11 protein-coding genes and 1 pseudogene are annotated in these 13,548 nt (G+C 70.8%); 5 read left to right on the top strand and 7 right to left on the bottom strand.

From position 1 onward, the window contains the following. On the bottom strand, positions 1-561 hold the full coding sequence (locus GIS00_RS25895) for a DUF308 domain-containing protein (protein ID WP_154771348.1): 561 nt from the start codon (positions 559-561) through the stop codon (positions 1-3). Continuing rightward, positions 558-1,337, bottom strand: a complete 780-nt coding sequence (locus GIS00_RS25900) for an alpha/beta hydrolase (RefSeq protein ID WP_322098462.1) — start codon at positions 1,335-1,337, stop codon at positions 558-560. Before GIS00_RS25900 ends, GIS00_RS25895 begins: the two co-directional genes overlap by 4 nt. A 130-nt stretch (positions 1,338-1,467) precedes the next feature. Here GIS00_RS25900 and GIS00_RS25905 point away from each other — a divergent pair, with 130 nt between their 5' ends. From GIS00_RS25905 to GIS00_RS25915, 3 genes are read left to right on the top strand one after another with little or no spacing between them, the layout of a single operon-like run. Beyond that, positions 1,468-2,223 carry a lysophospholipid acyltransferase family protein gene (locus GIS00_RS25905; RefSeq protein WP_322098463.1) on the top strand — a complete coding sequence of 252 codons (756 nt, stop codon included), beginning with the start codon at positions 1,468-1,470 and terminating at the stop codon, positions 2,221-2,223. A gap of 3 nt (positions 2,224-2,226) precedes the next feature. Beyond that, positions 2,227-2,757 carry a polyadenylate-specific 3'-exoribonuclease AS gene (locus GIS00_RS25910; RefSeq protein WP_322098464.1) on the top strand — a complete coding sequence of 177 codons (531 nt, stop codon included), beginning with the start codon at positions 2,227-2,229 and terminating at the stop codon, positions 2,755-2,757. Between the two features lie 49 nt (positions 2,758-2,806). After that, the gene (locus GIS00_RS25915; protein ID WP_322098465.1) at positions 2,807-4,195 is read left to right on the top strand and encodes a class II 3-deoxy-7-phosphoheptulonate synthase; all 1,389 of its coding nucleotides are present in this window, start codon (positions 2,807-2,809) and stop codon (positions 4,193-4,195) included. Between the two features lie 38 nt (positions 4,196-4,233). Here the strand turns inward: GIS00_RS25915 and pknB are convergent, their stop codons facing one another. Then, positions 4,234-6,351, bottom strand: a complete 2,118-nt coding sequence (gene pknB, locus GIS00_RS25920; RefSeq protein ID WP_154771349.1) for a Stk1 family PASTA domain-containing Ser/Thr kinase — start codon at positions 6,349-6,351, stop codon at positions 4,234-4,236. 78 nt (positions 6,352-6,429) lie between these two features. Here pknB and GIS00_RS25925 point away from each other — a divergent pair, with 78 nt between their 5' ends. Continuing rightward, the gene (locus GIS00_RS25925; RefSeq protein WP_154771350.1) at positions 6,430-7,266 is read left to right on the top strand and encodes an LLM class flavin-dependent oxidoreductase; all 837 of its coding nucleotides are present in this window, start codon (positions 6,430-6,432) and stop codon (positions 7,264-7,266) included. A gap of 36 nt (positions 7,267-7,302) precedes the next feature. Continuing rightward, positions 7,303-7,665, top strand: coding sequence for an Rv2175c family DNA-binding protein (locus tag GIS00_RS29220; RefSeq protein ID WP_322098466.1), 363 nt, complete (start codon positions 7,303-7,305; stop codon positions 7,663-7,665). A 17-nt stretch (positions 7,666-7,682) separates the two neighbouring features. Here GIS00_RS29220 and GIS00_RS25935 read toward each other — a convergent pair whose 3' ends face one another. The 4 genes and pseudogenes from GIS00_RS25935 to GIS00_RS27070 all read right to left on the bottom strand — a co-directional run. Further along, a complete protein-coding gene (locus tag GIS00_RS25935) occupies positions 7,683-8,126 on the bottom strand; it encodes a VOC family protein (protein ID WP_154771352.1) in 444 nt (147 codons plus the stop codon). A 25-nt stretch (positions 8,127-8,151) separates the two neighbouring features. Further along, positions 8,152-10,401: an FG-GAP repeat domain-containing protein gene (locus tag GIS00_RS25940; protein ID WP_154771353.1), complete on the bottom strand. Its 2,250-nt coding sequence runs from the start codon at positions 10,399-10,401 to the stop codon at positions 8,152-8,154. 142 nt (positions 10,402-10,543) lie between these two features. Then, positions 10,544-11,635, bottom strand: coding sequence for a polyprenyl synthetase family protein (locus tag GIS00_RS25945; RefSeq protein ID WP_322098467.1), 1,092 nt, complete (start codon positions 11,633-11,635; stop codon positions 10,544-10,546). 47 nt (positions 11,636-11,682) lie between these two features. Then, positions 11,683-13,548, bottom strand: a pseudogene (locus GIS00_RS27070) (hypothetical protein); the annotation flags it as partial.

Consider the following 13,548-nt stretch of genomic DNA (forward strand, 5'->3'; position numbering starts at 1 on the left):
TCAGACCTCGGCGCCGTCGTCCCAGCCGTCCCGCCGGTGCCGCAGCCCGGCGATCATGAGGGCGAAACCACCGGCCAGCGCCGAGAGCCCGAGGATCAGCACCACTTCCGGTGCGACCGAGAGCAGTCCCGGCCACACCATGATCACGATCCCCAGGGTCATCAGCAGGGCGGACAGCACGGTGCGCCGCTTCGGTCGGGGGATCGGCGGTGGTTCCGGCGGGTCGTAGTGCTCGGTGTCGGCGTCCAGCTCGGCCTGGTGTCGGGCCTGCTCGGCCTGGAAGGCCTCGAGCTCGGCGGCCCGCTCCATCCGGCGCAGCTCGCGCCGGCGCTCCCGGTCGCTCACCTGCTCCTCGCGCCGGTCGCGCGCCGCTTCCGCGGCAGCGGCGTCCAGTTCGTCCGGGGTCACCGTCCGGGAGTCGGCCACCTGCGAGTTCACCTGCGAATCACGGAAGCTGCGCAGCTCCTGCGGCGGGCCCCAGGCGGCGATGATCTCGGCGAACCGTGCGTCGACCTCGGCGTTGCTGGCACCGTCCAGCGGATCCCGGTTCGGGCTCGTCACTCCGTCACCCCGCTCACCGCGACGCCACTGATCCGGCGGGTGAAGTCGACCGCCGACGCGGTGATCAACGCCGCGTCGTGGTCCAACGTCGCGACATGGCGGCTGTGTTCCAGCCAGACCTCGGTGACGTCGGTGGAGGACACCCCGGACAGCACGATCGCGGAGTTCTCCGGTTCGACGACGTTGTCCGTCCGGGAGTGCAGCAGCAGCAACGGCGCCCGCACCTCGGACAGGTCGGCGCGGACCGTGGCCCAGCCGCGGCGCAGGCTGTCCAGCGCCGTCAGCGGGGTCCGTGGGTAGGCGCCCTCGGTCACGCCCTCCTTGGCAATGTCGTCGCCGATCGCGGCGACCGACGGCAGCACCCGCTTGAGCAGCGGCAGGATCCGCATCTCCCGGCGCAGCGACATCACCGACGGGTTGACCAGCACCAGGCCGTCCACGGTGCCGGGGTGCAGCTCGGCCAGCCGCAGTGCGAGAGTGCCGCCCATCGACAGCCCGCCGACCACCACGGTGTCGCAGCGTTCGGCCAACTCGGCCAGCGAGGTGGTGACGGCGGCCAGCCAGTCGTCGAAGGTGGTGCGGTTCATGTCCTGCCAGCGGGTGCCGTGACCGGGCAGCAGCGGCACCCGGACGGTGAACCCGGCGTCGACGGCCGCCGCGCTCCACAGATGCAGCGACCGCGGGCTGCCGGTGAAACCGTGGCACAGCAGCACGCCGGTCGGCCCGCCGTCGACGCGCACCGGGGCACCCGGATCGGCGGGACGTTCGGCGCTCACCCCACCATGTTCGCACGTGCGACGCGTCGGCAGAGGTGTCGACCGCAACACCCGTCGGGGTACGGTGTGGGGCGGTGCCGTGGTCTTCCGCCGCCGTGGACGGACATGACCTGGAAGGACGGGGAGTCGAGTGCTCTACTACCTCTTCAAGTTCGTGCTGATCGGGCCGGTGTTGCGGCTGTTCTTCCCGACGAAGGTGGTCGGAGTGGAAAACTTGCCCGAGTCCGGCGGCGTCATCCTGGTCGGCAACCACGTCTCCGTCGCCGATTCCTTCTTCACCCCTCTGCACCTCCCGCGCAAGGTCTCGTACCTGGCCAAGAGCGAGTACTTCACGGAGAAGGGTCTCAAGGGCAGGTTGAAGAAGTGGTTCTTCACCGGGGCCGGCCAGGTGCCGATCGACCGGGGCGGCGCCTCGGCCGCGCGCGACGCCCTGGACACCGGTATCCGGCTGCTGAACAAGGGTCAGGTCATCGGCGTCTATCCCGAGGGCACCCGCTCGCCGGACGGCCGGCTGTACAAGGGCAAGACCGGGTTCGCCCGGATGGCCCTCGAGGCGCGGGTGCCGGTGGTGCCGGTGATCATGCTCGGCACCGACAAGGTGAACCCGATCGGTTCGAAGATGTGGCGCCCGGGCCGGATCCAGATGATCGTCGGTCGCCCGCTGGACTTCTCCCGCTACGAGGGGATGGCCGGTGACCGGTTCGTCGAGCGGTCGATGACCGACGAGGTCATGTACCGGATCATGGAGCTGTCCGGCCAGGAGTACGTCGACGTCTACGCGGCGAAGGTCAAGGCGGACCTGGACGCGGCGAAGGGCAAGCCGGCCCTGGTGGAGGGCCGCGGCCCCGGCACCGTCACCCGGCTCCCTGGCACCAAGGCCGGCTGACCGGTGGTCCGGCCCGCTCCCACCGGGCCGGTCGCCCGGTACTTCTACGACTGCGAGTTCATCGAGGACGGCCGCACCATCGAGTTGATCTCGATCGGGGTGGTCGCCGAGGACGGCCGCGAGTTCTACGCGATCTCCACCGCTTTCGACCCGAACCGGGCCGGGACCTGGGTGCGCAAGCACGTCCTGGACAAACTGCCCGGACCGGCCGACCGGTCCTGGCGCAGCCGCGAACGGATCCGCGACGACCTGGCCGCGTTCCTGCTCGCCCCGAAGCTGCCGGTCGAGCTGTGGGCCTGGTACGGCGCCTACGACCACGTGGCGCTCGCCCAGCTGTGGGGCGCCATGCCGGCACTGCCGCGGGAGATCCCGCGGCTGACCCGGGAGATCCGCCAGCACTGGGAGGCGGCCGGCTGCCCGCCGATCCCGGAGCCGGGCCGCGACCGGCACGACGCGCTGGCCGACGCCCGGCTCGGCCGGGACCGCTGGATGGTCGCCGAGAAGACGCTGCAGGCATACCCGACCCCGCGCTGACGTTTGCACCGTGGTCGAGCACCACCCCGAGACGAAATAGGCTGATCACGTGAACTGGACTGTCGACATCCCCACCGAGGAATGGCCGGACCTGCCGCCCCTGCCCGCGCAGCTGCGCGAGCGTCTGGACGCGGCCCTCTCCCTCCCCGCCGCGCAGCAGCCGAACTGGCCGGACGGAGCGCAGGTCGCCGCGGTCCGCCGGGTCCTCGAGGCCGTGCCGCCGATCACCGTCCCGCGCGAGGTCGACCGGCTGCACGACCAACTGGCGCAGGTGGCGCGCGGCGAGGCGTTCCTGCTGCAGGGCGGCGACTGCGCCGAGACCTTCGCGGCCAACACCGAACCGCACATCCGGGCCAACATCCGGACGCTGCTGCAGATGGCCGTCGTGCTGACCTACGGCTCGTCGATGCCGGTGGTGAAGGTGGCCCGGATCGCCGGCCAGTACGCCAAGCCCCGGTCCTCCGACACCGACGCGCTGGGCCTGCCGTCCTACCGCGGCGACATCATCAACTCGCTGTCCACCACCCCGGAGGCGCGGGTCGCCGACCCGGGCCGCATGGTGCGGGCGTACGCCAACGCCTCGGCCGCGATGAACCTGGTGCGATCGGTCACCGGCGCCGGCATGGGCGACCTGGCCTCCGTGCACGAGTGGAACCAGGAGTTCGTCCGGACCTCCCGGGCCGGCGAGCGCTACGAGCGGGTGGCGGCCGAGATCGACCGTGCGATGCGGTTCATGGCCGCCTGCGGCGTCGACTCGCACACCCTGCACTCGGTGGAGATCTTCGCCTCGCACGAGGCGCTGCTGCTCGACTACGAGCGCGCCATGCTGCGGCTGGACGAGACCGGTGACGAGTCGAAGCTGTACGACCTGTCCGGCCACTTCCTGTGGATCGGCGAGCGCACCCGCCAGCTCGACCACGCGCACATCGCGTTCGCCGAGATCATGGCGAACCCGATCGGCCTGAAGATCGGCCCGTCGACGACTCCCGAGATGGCGGTGGAGTACGTCGAGCGGCTCGACCCGCACAACACCCCGGGACGACTGACGCTGATCTCCCGCATGGGCAACGGCAAGGTGCGCGACACCCTGCCGGCCATCGTTGAGAAGGTCGAGGCCACCGGGCACCGGATCATCTGGCAGTGCGACCCGATGCACGGCAACACCCACGAGGCGTCCACCGGCTACAAGACCCGGCACTTCGACCGGATCGTGGACGAGGTGCAGGGCTTCTTCGAGGTGCACCGCGAGCTCGGCACCCACCCGGGCGGCGTGCACGTGGAGCTGACCGGCGAGGACGTCACCGAGTGCCTCGGCGGCGCGCAGGAGATCAGCGACGAGGACCTGGAGTCCCGCTACGAGACCGCCTGCGACCCGCGGCTGAACACCCAGCAGTCGCTGGAGCTGGCCTTCCTGATCGCGGAGATGCTCCGCAACTGAGCTGGTTCTGTGCTGGTTCCGGCCGGTCCGGGCCGGGGTCAGGGGAACACGCCCAGGGCGATCTGCCGCCCGGGCTCGACCCTGGTCCCGGCCTCCGGTGACTGGTCGATGACGCTGGCGAAGCCGGCGCCGATCACCGCGGAGACGGTGACGTCCAGGCCGAGGGCCCGCAGCTGCTCGCTCGCCTCGTCCAGGCTGCGGCCGGTCACCTCCGGGACGGTCACCGAGTTGGACAGGTGCAGGGTGATGGCCGGCGCGGCCGGGTCGATCCGGGTGCCGACCGCCGGGGCGGTGCCGGAGACCAGACCGCCGTCCACCGCCGGGTCGTAGACGGCGTCGCCGAGGGTCACCTCGAAGCCCTCGCCGGTCAGCAGGTCCCGGGCGGCCTGTTCGTCCAGGCCGGACGTGGCCGGCACGGTCAGTGAGTCGGCGATGACCAGGGACGCGGTGCCGCCGCGGCCGGTCGAGGTACCGGCCGGCGGATCGGTGCCGAGCACCGTGCCGGGGTCGTGGTACGTGTCGAACCGCTTGATCTCCGGGCCCACCTGCAGTCCGGCGGCGAGCAGCGCATTGGTCGCGTCCTCGACGGATTTGTCGGCCACCGGCGGGATCTCGACCGGCTGCGGGCCGGCCGACCGGATGAGCGTGACGCCGGAGCCGAGTGCGAGCGGGGTGCCGCCGGCCGGGTCGGTGCGCAGCACGGTGCCGGTCGGCACGGTGTCGTCGTACTCCGCCGGGGCGGCTGCTGCGGTCTTCAGACCGACCTGTCGGATCGCCGCCGAGGCCTCCACCACGCTGGTGCCGGGCGCGATCTGCGGGACCTTCGGCCTGCCGGTGGACACCACCAGGCTCACCTCGCTGCCGCGCAGCTGCCGGGTGCCGGCCTGCGGGTCGCTGGTGGCGACGAGCCCGCTGCGCACCCCGTCGTCCGGGGCGGTGCGCACCGCGGGGATCAGGCCGGCGGACCGGACCACCGACTCGGCGTCCACCCGGTCCAGCCCGACGGTGACCGGCATGGTGGCCCAGCGGCCGCTGCCCAGCCACCAGCCGCCGATGGCCGCGGCGGTGCCGAGCAGCAGCAGGACGATGATCGCGATCAGCCATCGCCGGAATCCGCGGCCCCGTGTCGGCCGCCGGGTCGCCGGCGCGGTCACCGCGTCGGTGGGCCGGGCGCTCGCGTCGGGGAGGTGCGCCGTGGCCGGCCCCTCCGCCGGCACCATCCGGGTACCACCCGGACCGACCGCGGCGGGCTGCTCGGTGGCCCGCTGCACCGCCGGCACCGGCAGTCGTGGCAGCTCGATGCCCAGGTGCGCGCGGACGGACCGGAGGGCCGACAGGAACTGCCCGGCGTCGCGGGGCCGGGCGTCCGGCTCGCGGCGGGTGGCCGCCAGCAGCAGGTCCTCCAGCTCGACCGGGACGTCCGCGTTGATCTCGCCGACCGGCGGCACGTCGGAGTGCACGTGCTGGTAGGCCACGCCGATCGGGTTGTCGCCGGAGTAGGGCGGGTGCCCGGTGAGCATCTCCCAGGCCACGATCCCGGCGGCGTAGACGTCGGACCGCGGATCGCTGGCGCCGGTCGAGACCTGCTCGGGGGACAGGTAGGCGACCGTGCCGAGGATGACGTCACCGGTGGCGAAGGTGGCCGAGCTGACCGCGCGGACCAGGCCGAAGTCGGCGACCTTGACCTCGCCGCGGCTGTTGATCAGCACGTTCTCCGGCTTGACGTCGCGGTGCACCAGTCCGGCGTCGTGGGCGGCGCCGAGCGCGGCGAGCAGCGGCTCCAGTATGCCGATCACCACCGGCACCGGCAGCGGACCGCGTTCCCGCAGCAGCTCGCGCAGGGTGCCGCCGTCGACGAGTTCCATCACCAGGTAGACGAGTTCGCCCTCGCGACCCTGGTCGAAGACCTGCACGACGCCGCGGTGGTGCACGCCGGCGGCCAGTCGTGCCTCGCGCTCGAAGCGCCCCAGGAATGCCGGGTCGGTGGCGTGGGCCGGGTCCATGATCTTGATCGCCACCGGGCGGTCCAGCCGCTGGTCGACGCCCCGGTAGACGGTGGACATGCCGCCGCGGGCGATCATCGCGCCGACCCGGTAGCGGCCCTCCAGGAGGTGCCCGGGCCGGGCGGATGCCTGGTGCGGGGCAGGGGTGTCCACGGTTCCGATCCTAGGAGGCGGTGCGCCCCGGCAGGTGCTAGTCAGGTGCTTGTCGGTGCGCCTCGCTACGGTCGGGCCATGAAATTCGGTGTGGTGGGCAGCTTCGGATCGACGGCGCAGGTGCTGGAGATGGCGGAGACGGCGGAGGCCGCGGGCTGGGACGGGTTCTTCACCTGGGACGGCATCTCGATCGGCGAGGTGGACACCTTCGACCCGTGGGCGCTGCTCGGCGCGCTGACCCAGCGGACGTCCCGGATGGTGCTGGGGGCGATGGTGTTCCCGCTGGCGCGGCGGCGCCCGTGGAAGGTGGCGCGGGAGGCGATCACGGTCGATCACCTCTCCGGCGGCCGGCTGGTGCTGCCGGTGGCGCTGGGTGCGGCCAACGACGACGGCGGGTTCGCCCGGGTGTCCGGCGAGGCGACCACCCGGCGGGAGCGCGCCGAGCGGCTGGACGAAACGCTGGAGATCCTGGAGCAGGCGTGGACAGGGGAGACCGTCAGCTACCGCGGGAAGCATTACACCGCAGAAGATCTGGTGTTCCGACCGCGCCCGGTGCAGCAGCCGCGGATCCCGATCTGGGTGGTCGGGGTGCACCCGGTGGAGCGGTCGCTGCGGCGGGCGGCGCGCTGGGACGGGATCATGCCGGTGGCGCAAGGGGCGGGGATGGAGCCGACCCGGCCGGAGACGGTGGCCGCGGTGCGCGACTGGATGGCAGAACACCGGGAATCGGACACGCCGTTCGACATCGTGGTGGAGGGTCAGCTGCCCGACGACGACCCCGACGCCGCCCGCGCCCGGCTGCAGGCGTTGGCCGATGCGGGCGCGACCTGGTGGATCGAGTCCCGGTGGGAGGGCGAGGCAGCGCAGCCGGCCGGGCTGCTCGAAATGATCCGGCGGGGGCCGCTGCGCAGCTGAGCTCAGCGACGCCGGCGGTGTGGCAGGCTGGTCGCCGTGTCGACACCTGCTGCTCCCGCTCCCGACGCCGGCCCGCCCACCTGGGTGCCGGTCCCGGACATCGCCGAGGCCCTCGGGATCGTGGTGACGAAGGTGCACCAGCTGGTGCGCGAGCGCAGCCTGATCGCCGTGCGCGAGGGCGGCGTGGTGCGCATCCCGGCCGAGTTCGTCAGCGAGGGGCTCGTGGTCAAAGGGCTGCCCGGGACCATCACCCTGCTCACCGATGCCGGGTACTCGGACGCCGAGATCGTCACCTGGCTGTTCGAGTCGGACGAGTCGCTGCCCGGCCGTCCGATCACCGCGCTGCGCGAGAACCGCGGTCGCGAGGTGCACCGGCGTGCGCAGGCGGCCGGGTTCTAGAGCTGTACTTCGGGAGGTCAGACCAGGGTGACCGACCCGTCGGGGTGGACCCGCCAGGTCGGGATGTGCGCGATCTCCCAGATGATCCCGTTGGGGTCGCGGACGTGGGCGCGGAACACCCCGCCGAAATCGCTCTCCGTCGGCGGCACCGTCACCTCGCCGCCGGCCGCCTCCAACTCGGCGACGACCCGGCTGACCTCCTCGGGGGAGCCGAGGTTGTGCGACAGGGTGAGGCCGGCCACGCTGGGGGATCCTGCCGGGGTGGGCGCGAGATCCCCGTCCGCCTTGAACTTCTCGGTGTCGAACAGGCCGAGCACCAGTCCCGGCGCGATCTGGAAGAACAGGATCTCGCCCGGCACGTCCATCAGCGGCGTCCACCCGATGCCGCCCGCCCCGTAGAAACGTCGTGCCGCCTCCAGGTCGTCCGTCGCCACCGTCACGAAACTCACTCGCTGGTCCATGGGGACCAGTGTGCTCCCCGGGGGTTCAGTTCGCCTTGAGCAGCTGGAAGCTGTAGGTGCCGGTGTAGGCGTAGGGACCGTAGGAGATCTTGAGCTTGTAGGTGCCGTTCTGGGTGAGATCGACGTAGCGGTCGCCCCAGTACTCGTCGTTCCAGATCGTTGCGCCGTTGGGGGCGGTCAGGGTGACCCGGAGGGAACTCCCGGTGAGGGCGTCGATCGACAGTCGGTCGCCGTTCCTGCCGGCGAAGTTGTACTGGTCAGCACTGCCCGGCAGTTCGATGTTGGCGGCACCCGCACCCGGATAGCCCGCCTGGATGGTGTCGCCGTACTTGGCGGTGAAGACCTGGGGAGCGGCGGTGTTGTTGATCTTGAAGCTGTAGGTGCCGGTGTAGGCGTAGGGACCGTAGGACACCTTGAACTTGTAGGTGCCGTTCTGGGTGAGATCGACGTAGCGGTCGCCCCAGTACTCGTCGTTCCAGATCGTTGCGCCGTTGGGGGCGGTGAGCGTCATCCGAAGGGAACTGCCGGTGAGCTCGTCGATCGACAGTCGGTCGCCGGCCTTGGCGGTGAAGTTGTACTGGTCCGAGCCGCCCGGCAATTCGATGCTGGCGGACCCCCGCCCGGGATACCCGGTGCCGACCGTGTCGCCGTACTTGACGGTGAATGCCTGCGGGGTAGCGGTGTTGTTGAGCTTGAAGCTGTAGGCGCCGGTGTAGACGTACGGACCGTACGAGACCCTGAGGCGGTAGGTGCCGTTCTGGGTGAGATCGAGGTACCGGTCGCCCCAGTACTCGTCGTTCCAGACGCGGGCGCCGTTCGGCGCGATCAGCGTCATGCGCAACGAACTGCCGGTGAGCTCGTCGATCGACAGTCGATCGCCCACCTTTCCGACGAACGTGTACTCGTCCGACGCCCCGGGCAGTTCGATGTTCCCGGCGCCGGCCCGCTCGGGGGTGACGCCCAGGGACAGGGAATCGGCCTTGGTACCTGTGCCATACCAGAAGATGTCGCCGTGACCGTCGCCGTTGAAATCGCCGGCGACCGGCTTGTAGTCGCCGTTGACGGTGACCACCGGGCCGCTGGTGAAACCGTTCGCGGTGCCGCGCCGCAGCACGTCCGCGCCGGCACCCGGCTGGTAGAAGAGGACGTCGCCGTACCCGTCGTCGTCGAAGTCGCCGCCGACCGGGACCTTGTTCTTGCCGGGCGAGCCGAAGACCTTCCTGCTGTCGACCGGACGGCCGCCGCGGGACCACCACAGGTACAGCGCGCCGGTGCTGGGCGAGTAGAAGACGACGTCGTCGCCCGGGACACCGTCGACATTGACGGCGGTGAGGACGTAGTTGCCGCTGACGACGAAGGTGGGGCCGTCGGTGAAGCTGCCGTTGTCCTGGCCGTACCAGAGGAAGTCCTTGGCGGTTCCCGGTCCGTACCAGTAGATGTCGGTGTTGCCGTCGGCGTTCCAGTCGCCGGCGAGTGGGGTGTAGGTGCCGCTGACCGTCCGACCGGCCGCCTTCGCGAACCCGGCTGTGCGGATCGTGGCCCGGCCCTTCCAGAGCGACTCGGCGCCGGCGCCGGGGGCGTACCAGAAGATGTCGTCCTTGCCGTCACCGGTGAAGTCGCCGACGACGGGCCGGTAGCTGGCGCTGACCGAGATGCCGGGCACCGCAACGGGGGTGAACGCACCGGTGGCGGTACCGAACCACATCGCCTCGCCGACGGCACCGGGTGCGTAGTAGAAGATGTCGGCGCGGCCGTCGCCGTCGAAGTCGCCGGACAGCGGGGTGTAGACGCCGTTGACCGACGGCGTGGGGCCGGACTTGAAGATCGACGGGACGTTCTGGGTGATCGTCGAACCGTACGGCCGGGCGAAGCTCTGCGGGTTCTTCACGTTGTTGATCGCGAACGAGTAAGCGCCGGTGTAGGTGTACGTGCCGTAGCTGACAGTCAGCGTCCAGGTGCCCGACGCCTCGAGATCCACGTAGTTGTCGCTGTAGTAGATCTCGTCCCAGACCAGGAGGCCGTTCGGTGCCTTCAGGGACATCCGCATGCTGCCGGACCCGGTGATCTCGTCGATCGACAGACGGTCGCCGGCAGCACCCGCGAAGGTGTACACGTCGCGCTCGCCGGACACTGCGATGGAACCGCTGATCGTCTTCCCGTAGGCGGTGGCGACTGCCGACGCCGGGGCAGCGACGACCACCATGGTGGCGGCTGCCAGCATGACCGCCAACATGCCGCTACCGGCGCGGCGCAGCAGGGAACGACGTCCAGTCATGGATCCACCCCGAGAGTCGGCAACGTTCTGTGATCAGAAGCGTGGCGATATGTCCGTAACGATCGAATTCTATCGAGCTCGTCATGCTTCAGGTCAAGAGTTGGTCAACAGAATTGACTCTGGGTAATCAGGCGGTGTCTTCTCAACGTTCCCGGAACACGGCGCGGCGAGCCAGGTCGGTGAGATCGGCGGCGGCGCTTGTTGCGACGACCGGCGCTCCGTCGGTGGTGCGCCGGAGCGCTTCGAGCCCCTCGGCGTGGAGCTGCGCGATCCTGGACTCCAGCCGCTCCGGTGCGCCGGTCGCGGCGATGAGGTCCCGGAGGCGGTCGATGCCGCCGGGTGGGTTGCTGCGGCCGATGCCCGCGTCGAGTTCGTCGAGATCGGGTGTGCCGGTGAGGGGCTCGCGAGCCAGGGCGAGCAGGACGGTGCGCTTGCCCTCCACCAGGTCGTCGCCGGCCGGCTTGCCGGTGACCGCCGGATCACCGAACACCCCGAGCAGGTCGTCGCGCAGTTGGAAAGCCACGCCGATCGCAGCGCCGTACTCGCGGAGGGCAGCGATCGTGTCGTGGCCGGCACCGGCGAGTGCGGCTCCGAGGTGCAAGGGGCGTTCGACGGTGTAGGCGGCGGTCTTGTAGCGGTTGATCGCGGAGGCGTCGGCGATCTGCGCCTCCGGGGCGTCGGCGAGGTCCGCTGTGGCACGCAGATCGAGCAGCTGGCCGGCGAGCACCTCGGTCCGCATGTCCCGCCAGACCGGCAGCGTGGCCGTGAGCGCGTCGAGATCCGCTGCGGCAGCGGTGAAGATGTCGTCCGCCCAGGCCAGTGCCAGATCGCCGAGGAGGATGGCCACCGAGATCCCGTAGTGGTCGGCGTCCCCGGACCATCCGTGATCGGCGTGTTCCTTGGCCACCGCCCGGTGGGTGCTGGGATCTCCCCGACGGGTGTCCGAACGGTCGATGACATCGTCGTGCAGGAGGGCGCAGGCCTGGATCAGTTCCAGGCTGCCGGCGGCGCGCAGCACTGCTTCGTCGGGCTCCCGGCCCGTCGCGCGGTGTCCGGCCAACAGGAACCGTGGGCGCAGCCACTTCCCGGAGTCGACGAACGTCAGCAACCGGTCGAGGTCGGGGAGCAGGCGCGGGTCGATCGTCGCCACGGCCTCCCGGCGCTCCGCCAAGGCCTCGTGCAGCAGCCGGGCCGCGGTCCCGAGTTCGCTGTCGGCAGCCGGGGTCGCACTCACCCCACCAGTGTCCCGGATGCCGAGGACCCCTCGGGACACCGCGCCTGTCAGAACGGGGCGGGGTCGTCATCGATGTTCCATTCGTTGGCGTGTTCGGCGGGGTGGACGACCGCGGGTGGGGGTCGGTGGGTGCGGTGGCCCAGGGGTGAGGTGAACGTCGCGGTGCGGTCGTCGTGCTCTTGGTAGGTCCAGTCGGTGTGGGTTTTGAGCAGGTGGTGGTGCCGGCACAGGGGTCGCAGGTTGTGCAGGCAGGTTTGTCCGCCGCGGGTGGGGCTGTCGTGGTCGTAGGGGGTGACGTGGTCCAGGTCGCAGGTTTGGGCGCGGCGGCGGCAGGAGGGCCAGGAGCAGTGGGGGTTGAGTTGTTCGATTTTGCGGCGGAGTCGGCTGCCGGGGACGTAGTGGGTGTCGGAGGCGCCGACGGGTGTGCCGGTGTGCTCGTCGAGGATGAGCAGGCTGACGGTGGTGGTTGCTTCGGCGATGGCTTGGGCGAGTTCGGCGGTGATGGGTCCTTGCCGGTGGAGCAGGCCGGGGTTGCGGGCCAGGGCGAGCAGGGTGTGCAGGGACATGGTGACGGTGGTGTGGAAGGCGTGTTCGGCGCGGACGGGTCGGGCTGCTGGGTGGATGTCGGTGACCTGGGTGTCGTGGTGGTCGGCGTTCGGGTCGTGCGGGGTGATCCGGAACCCTCGCCGGGTAGGCTCCGGCCCGGCACCGGGGTCACCGGCGTCGTCGGTCCCGATGTCGTCAGGGCGGGTGGCGCTGTCGCAGTTCTCGGGGTTCTCGGCTGATCCCGGGTCGCCAGGACCGGATGTATCGGAGTTGAGGTAGTCGATCAGGTCCTGCAGGTCGTCAGGTTCGCTGTCGCTGTCGAAGGCAGGTCCGGGTACGTCGGGCATGGCTCCGCCGCCGGCCGTCTGTTCGCTGTCGTCTGCGGAGCGGGGTCGCTCATGTTCGTCGGTGTGGGCGCCGTTGTCGTCCGTTCCGCACGCGTCGGGCATGGCTTCGCCGTCGACTGTCTGTTCACTGTCCTCCGCGGTGCGGGGTCGGTCATGTTCGTCGGCGCCGGCACCGTCGTCGTCCGATTCGGGTGCGTCGGGCGCGGCTGGATCGCTGGGGATGTCGGTGACGGAATCGATGTCCTCCGCGTCGAGAAGGCTGGAGCCGCGGGTGTGGTCGGCCCGGTCGTCCTGAGCGTCTCTGCTGTTGTCGTCCGCATCGGTTCCGGAGCCGGTCGGCTCGGTGGCGGGTGCCTCGTCGGTGGCGGTGCTGTCGGCGGGGTCTTCGTCTCCCACGGGGCCAGGGCAGTCGTCGTCGACATCGCCGGTCGAGTCGACGCTTTCGTACGCGGACTCACCGCCGCACGACTCGTCGTGTGAAGGGGCGTGACCGCCCTCGGCGCCCGACTCGGTCGCGATATCTGACCCGGTGGCGGTATCCGGCTCGGTGGCGGTATCCGGCTCGGTGGCGGTATCCGGCTCGGTGGCAGTGTCGGACGCGTACTCGGCGGCGGGGTTCATCGACGAGTCGTTGGCTCCGGAGCCGCCCGTCTCGGGTTGCCCGGTCGGCGGCTCGGTGTGCTCGTCGTCGGTGTGTTCGGCGGTGGTGCCGGCCGGGCCGCCGTCGGCGCTTTCGGTGCCATCGGTATCGGCTCGGTCGGTGGCATCGGTGGTGGTGTCGGCCGGGCTGCCGTCGGCGCTGTCGGATTCGGGGGTGTCGGCCGGGTCGGTGACATCGTGCGCGGTGATGTTGTTCTCGCCGCTGCCGGTCTCGCTGCCGCTGCTGCCGCTGCTGTCGCTACTGCTGTTGTGGGTGGTGTGGTGGCGGGTGTGGGGTGCGAGTTCGGGGAAGTGGTAGAGGTCGGTGAGGGTGATGGTGTGTCCGGCGGCGAGGCGGGCGAAGAGGTCGGTGAGGGCGTC

This window comes from Nakamurella alba (assembly GCF_009707545.1).
In the GTDB taxonomy this organism is placed as follows: domain Bacteria; phylum Actinomycetota; class Actinomycetes; order Mycobacteriales; family Nakamurellaceae; genus Nakamurella; species Nakamurella alba.

Bases quoted from the DNA above. Each gene is read 5' to 3' on its own strand.
- GIS00_RS25925 (WP_154771350.1), top strand. From the start codon at position 6,430: ATGAAATTCGGTGTGGTGGGCAGCTTCGGATCGACGGCGCAGGTGCTG.
- GIS00_RS25940 (WP_154771353.1), bottom strand. From the start codon at position 10,401: ATGACTGGACGTCGTTCCCTGCTGCGCCGCGCCGGTAGCGGCATGTTG.
- GIS00_RS25935 (WP_154771352.1), bottom strand. From the start codon at position 8,126: ATGGACCAGCGAGTGAGTTTCGTGACGGTGGCGACGGACGACCTGGAG.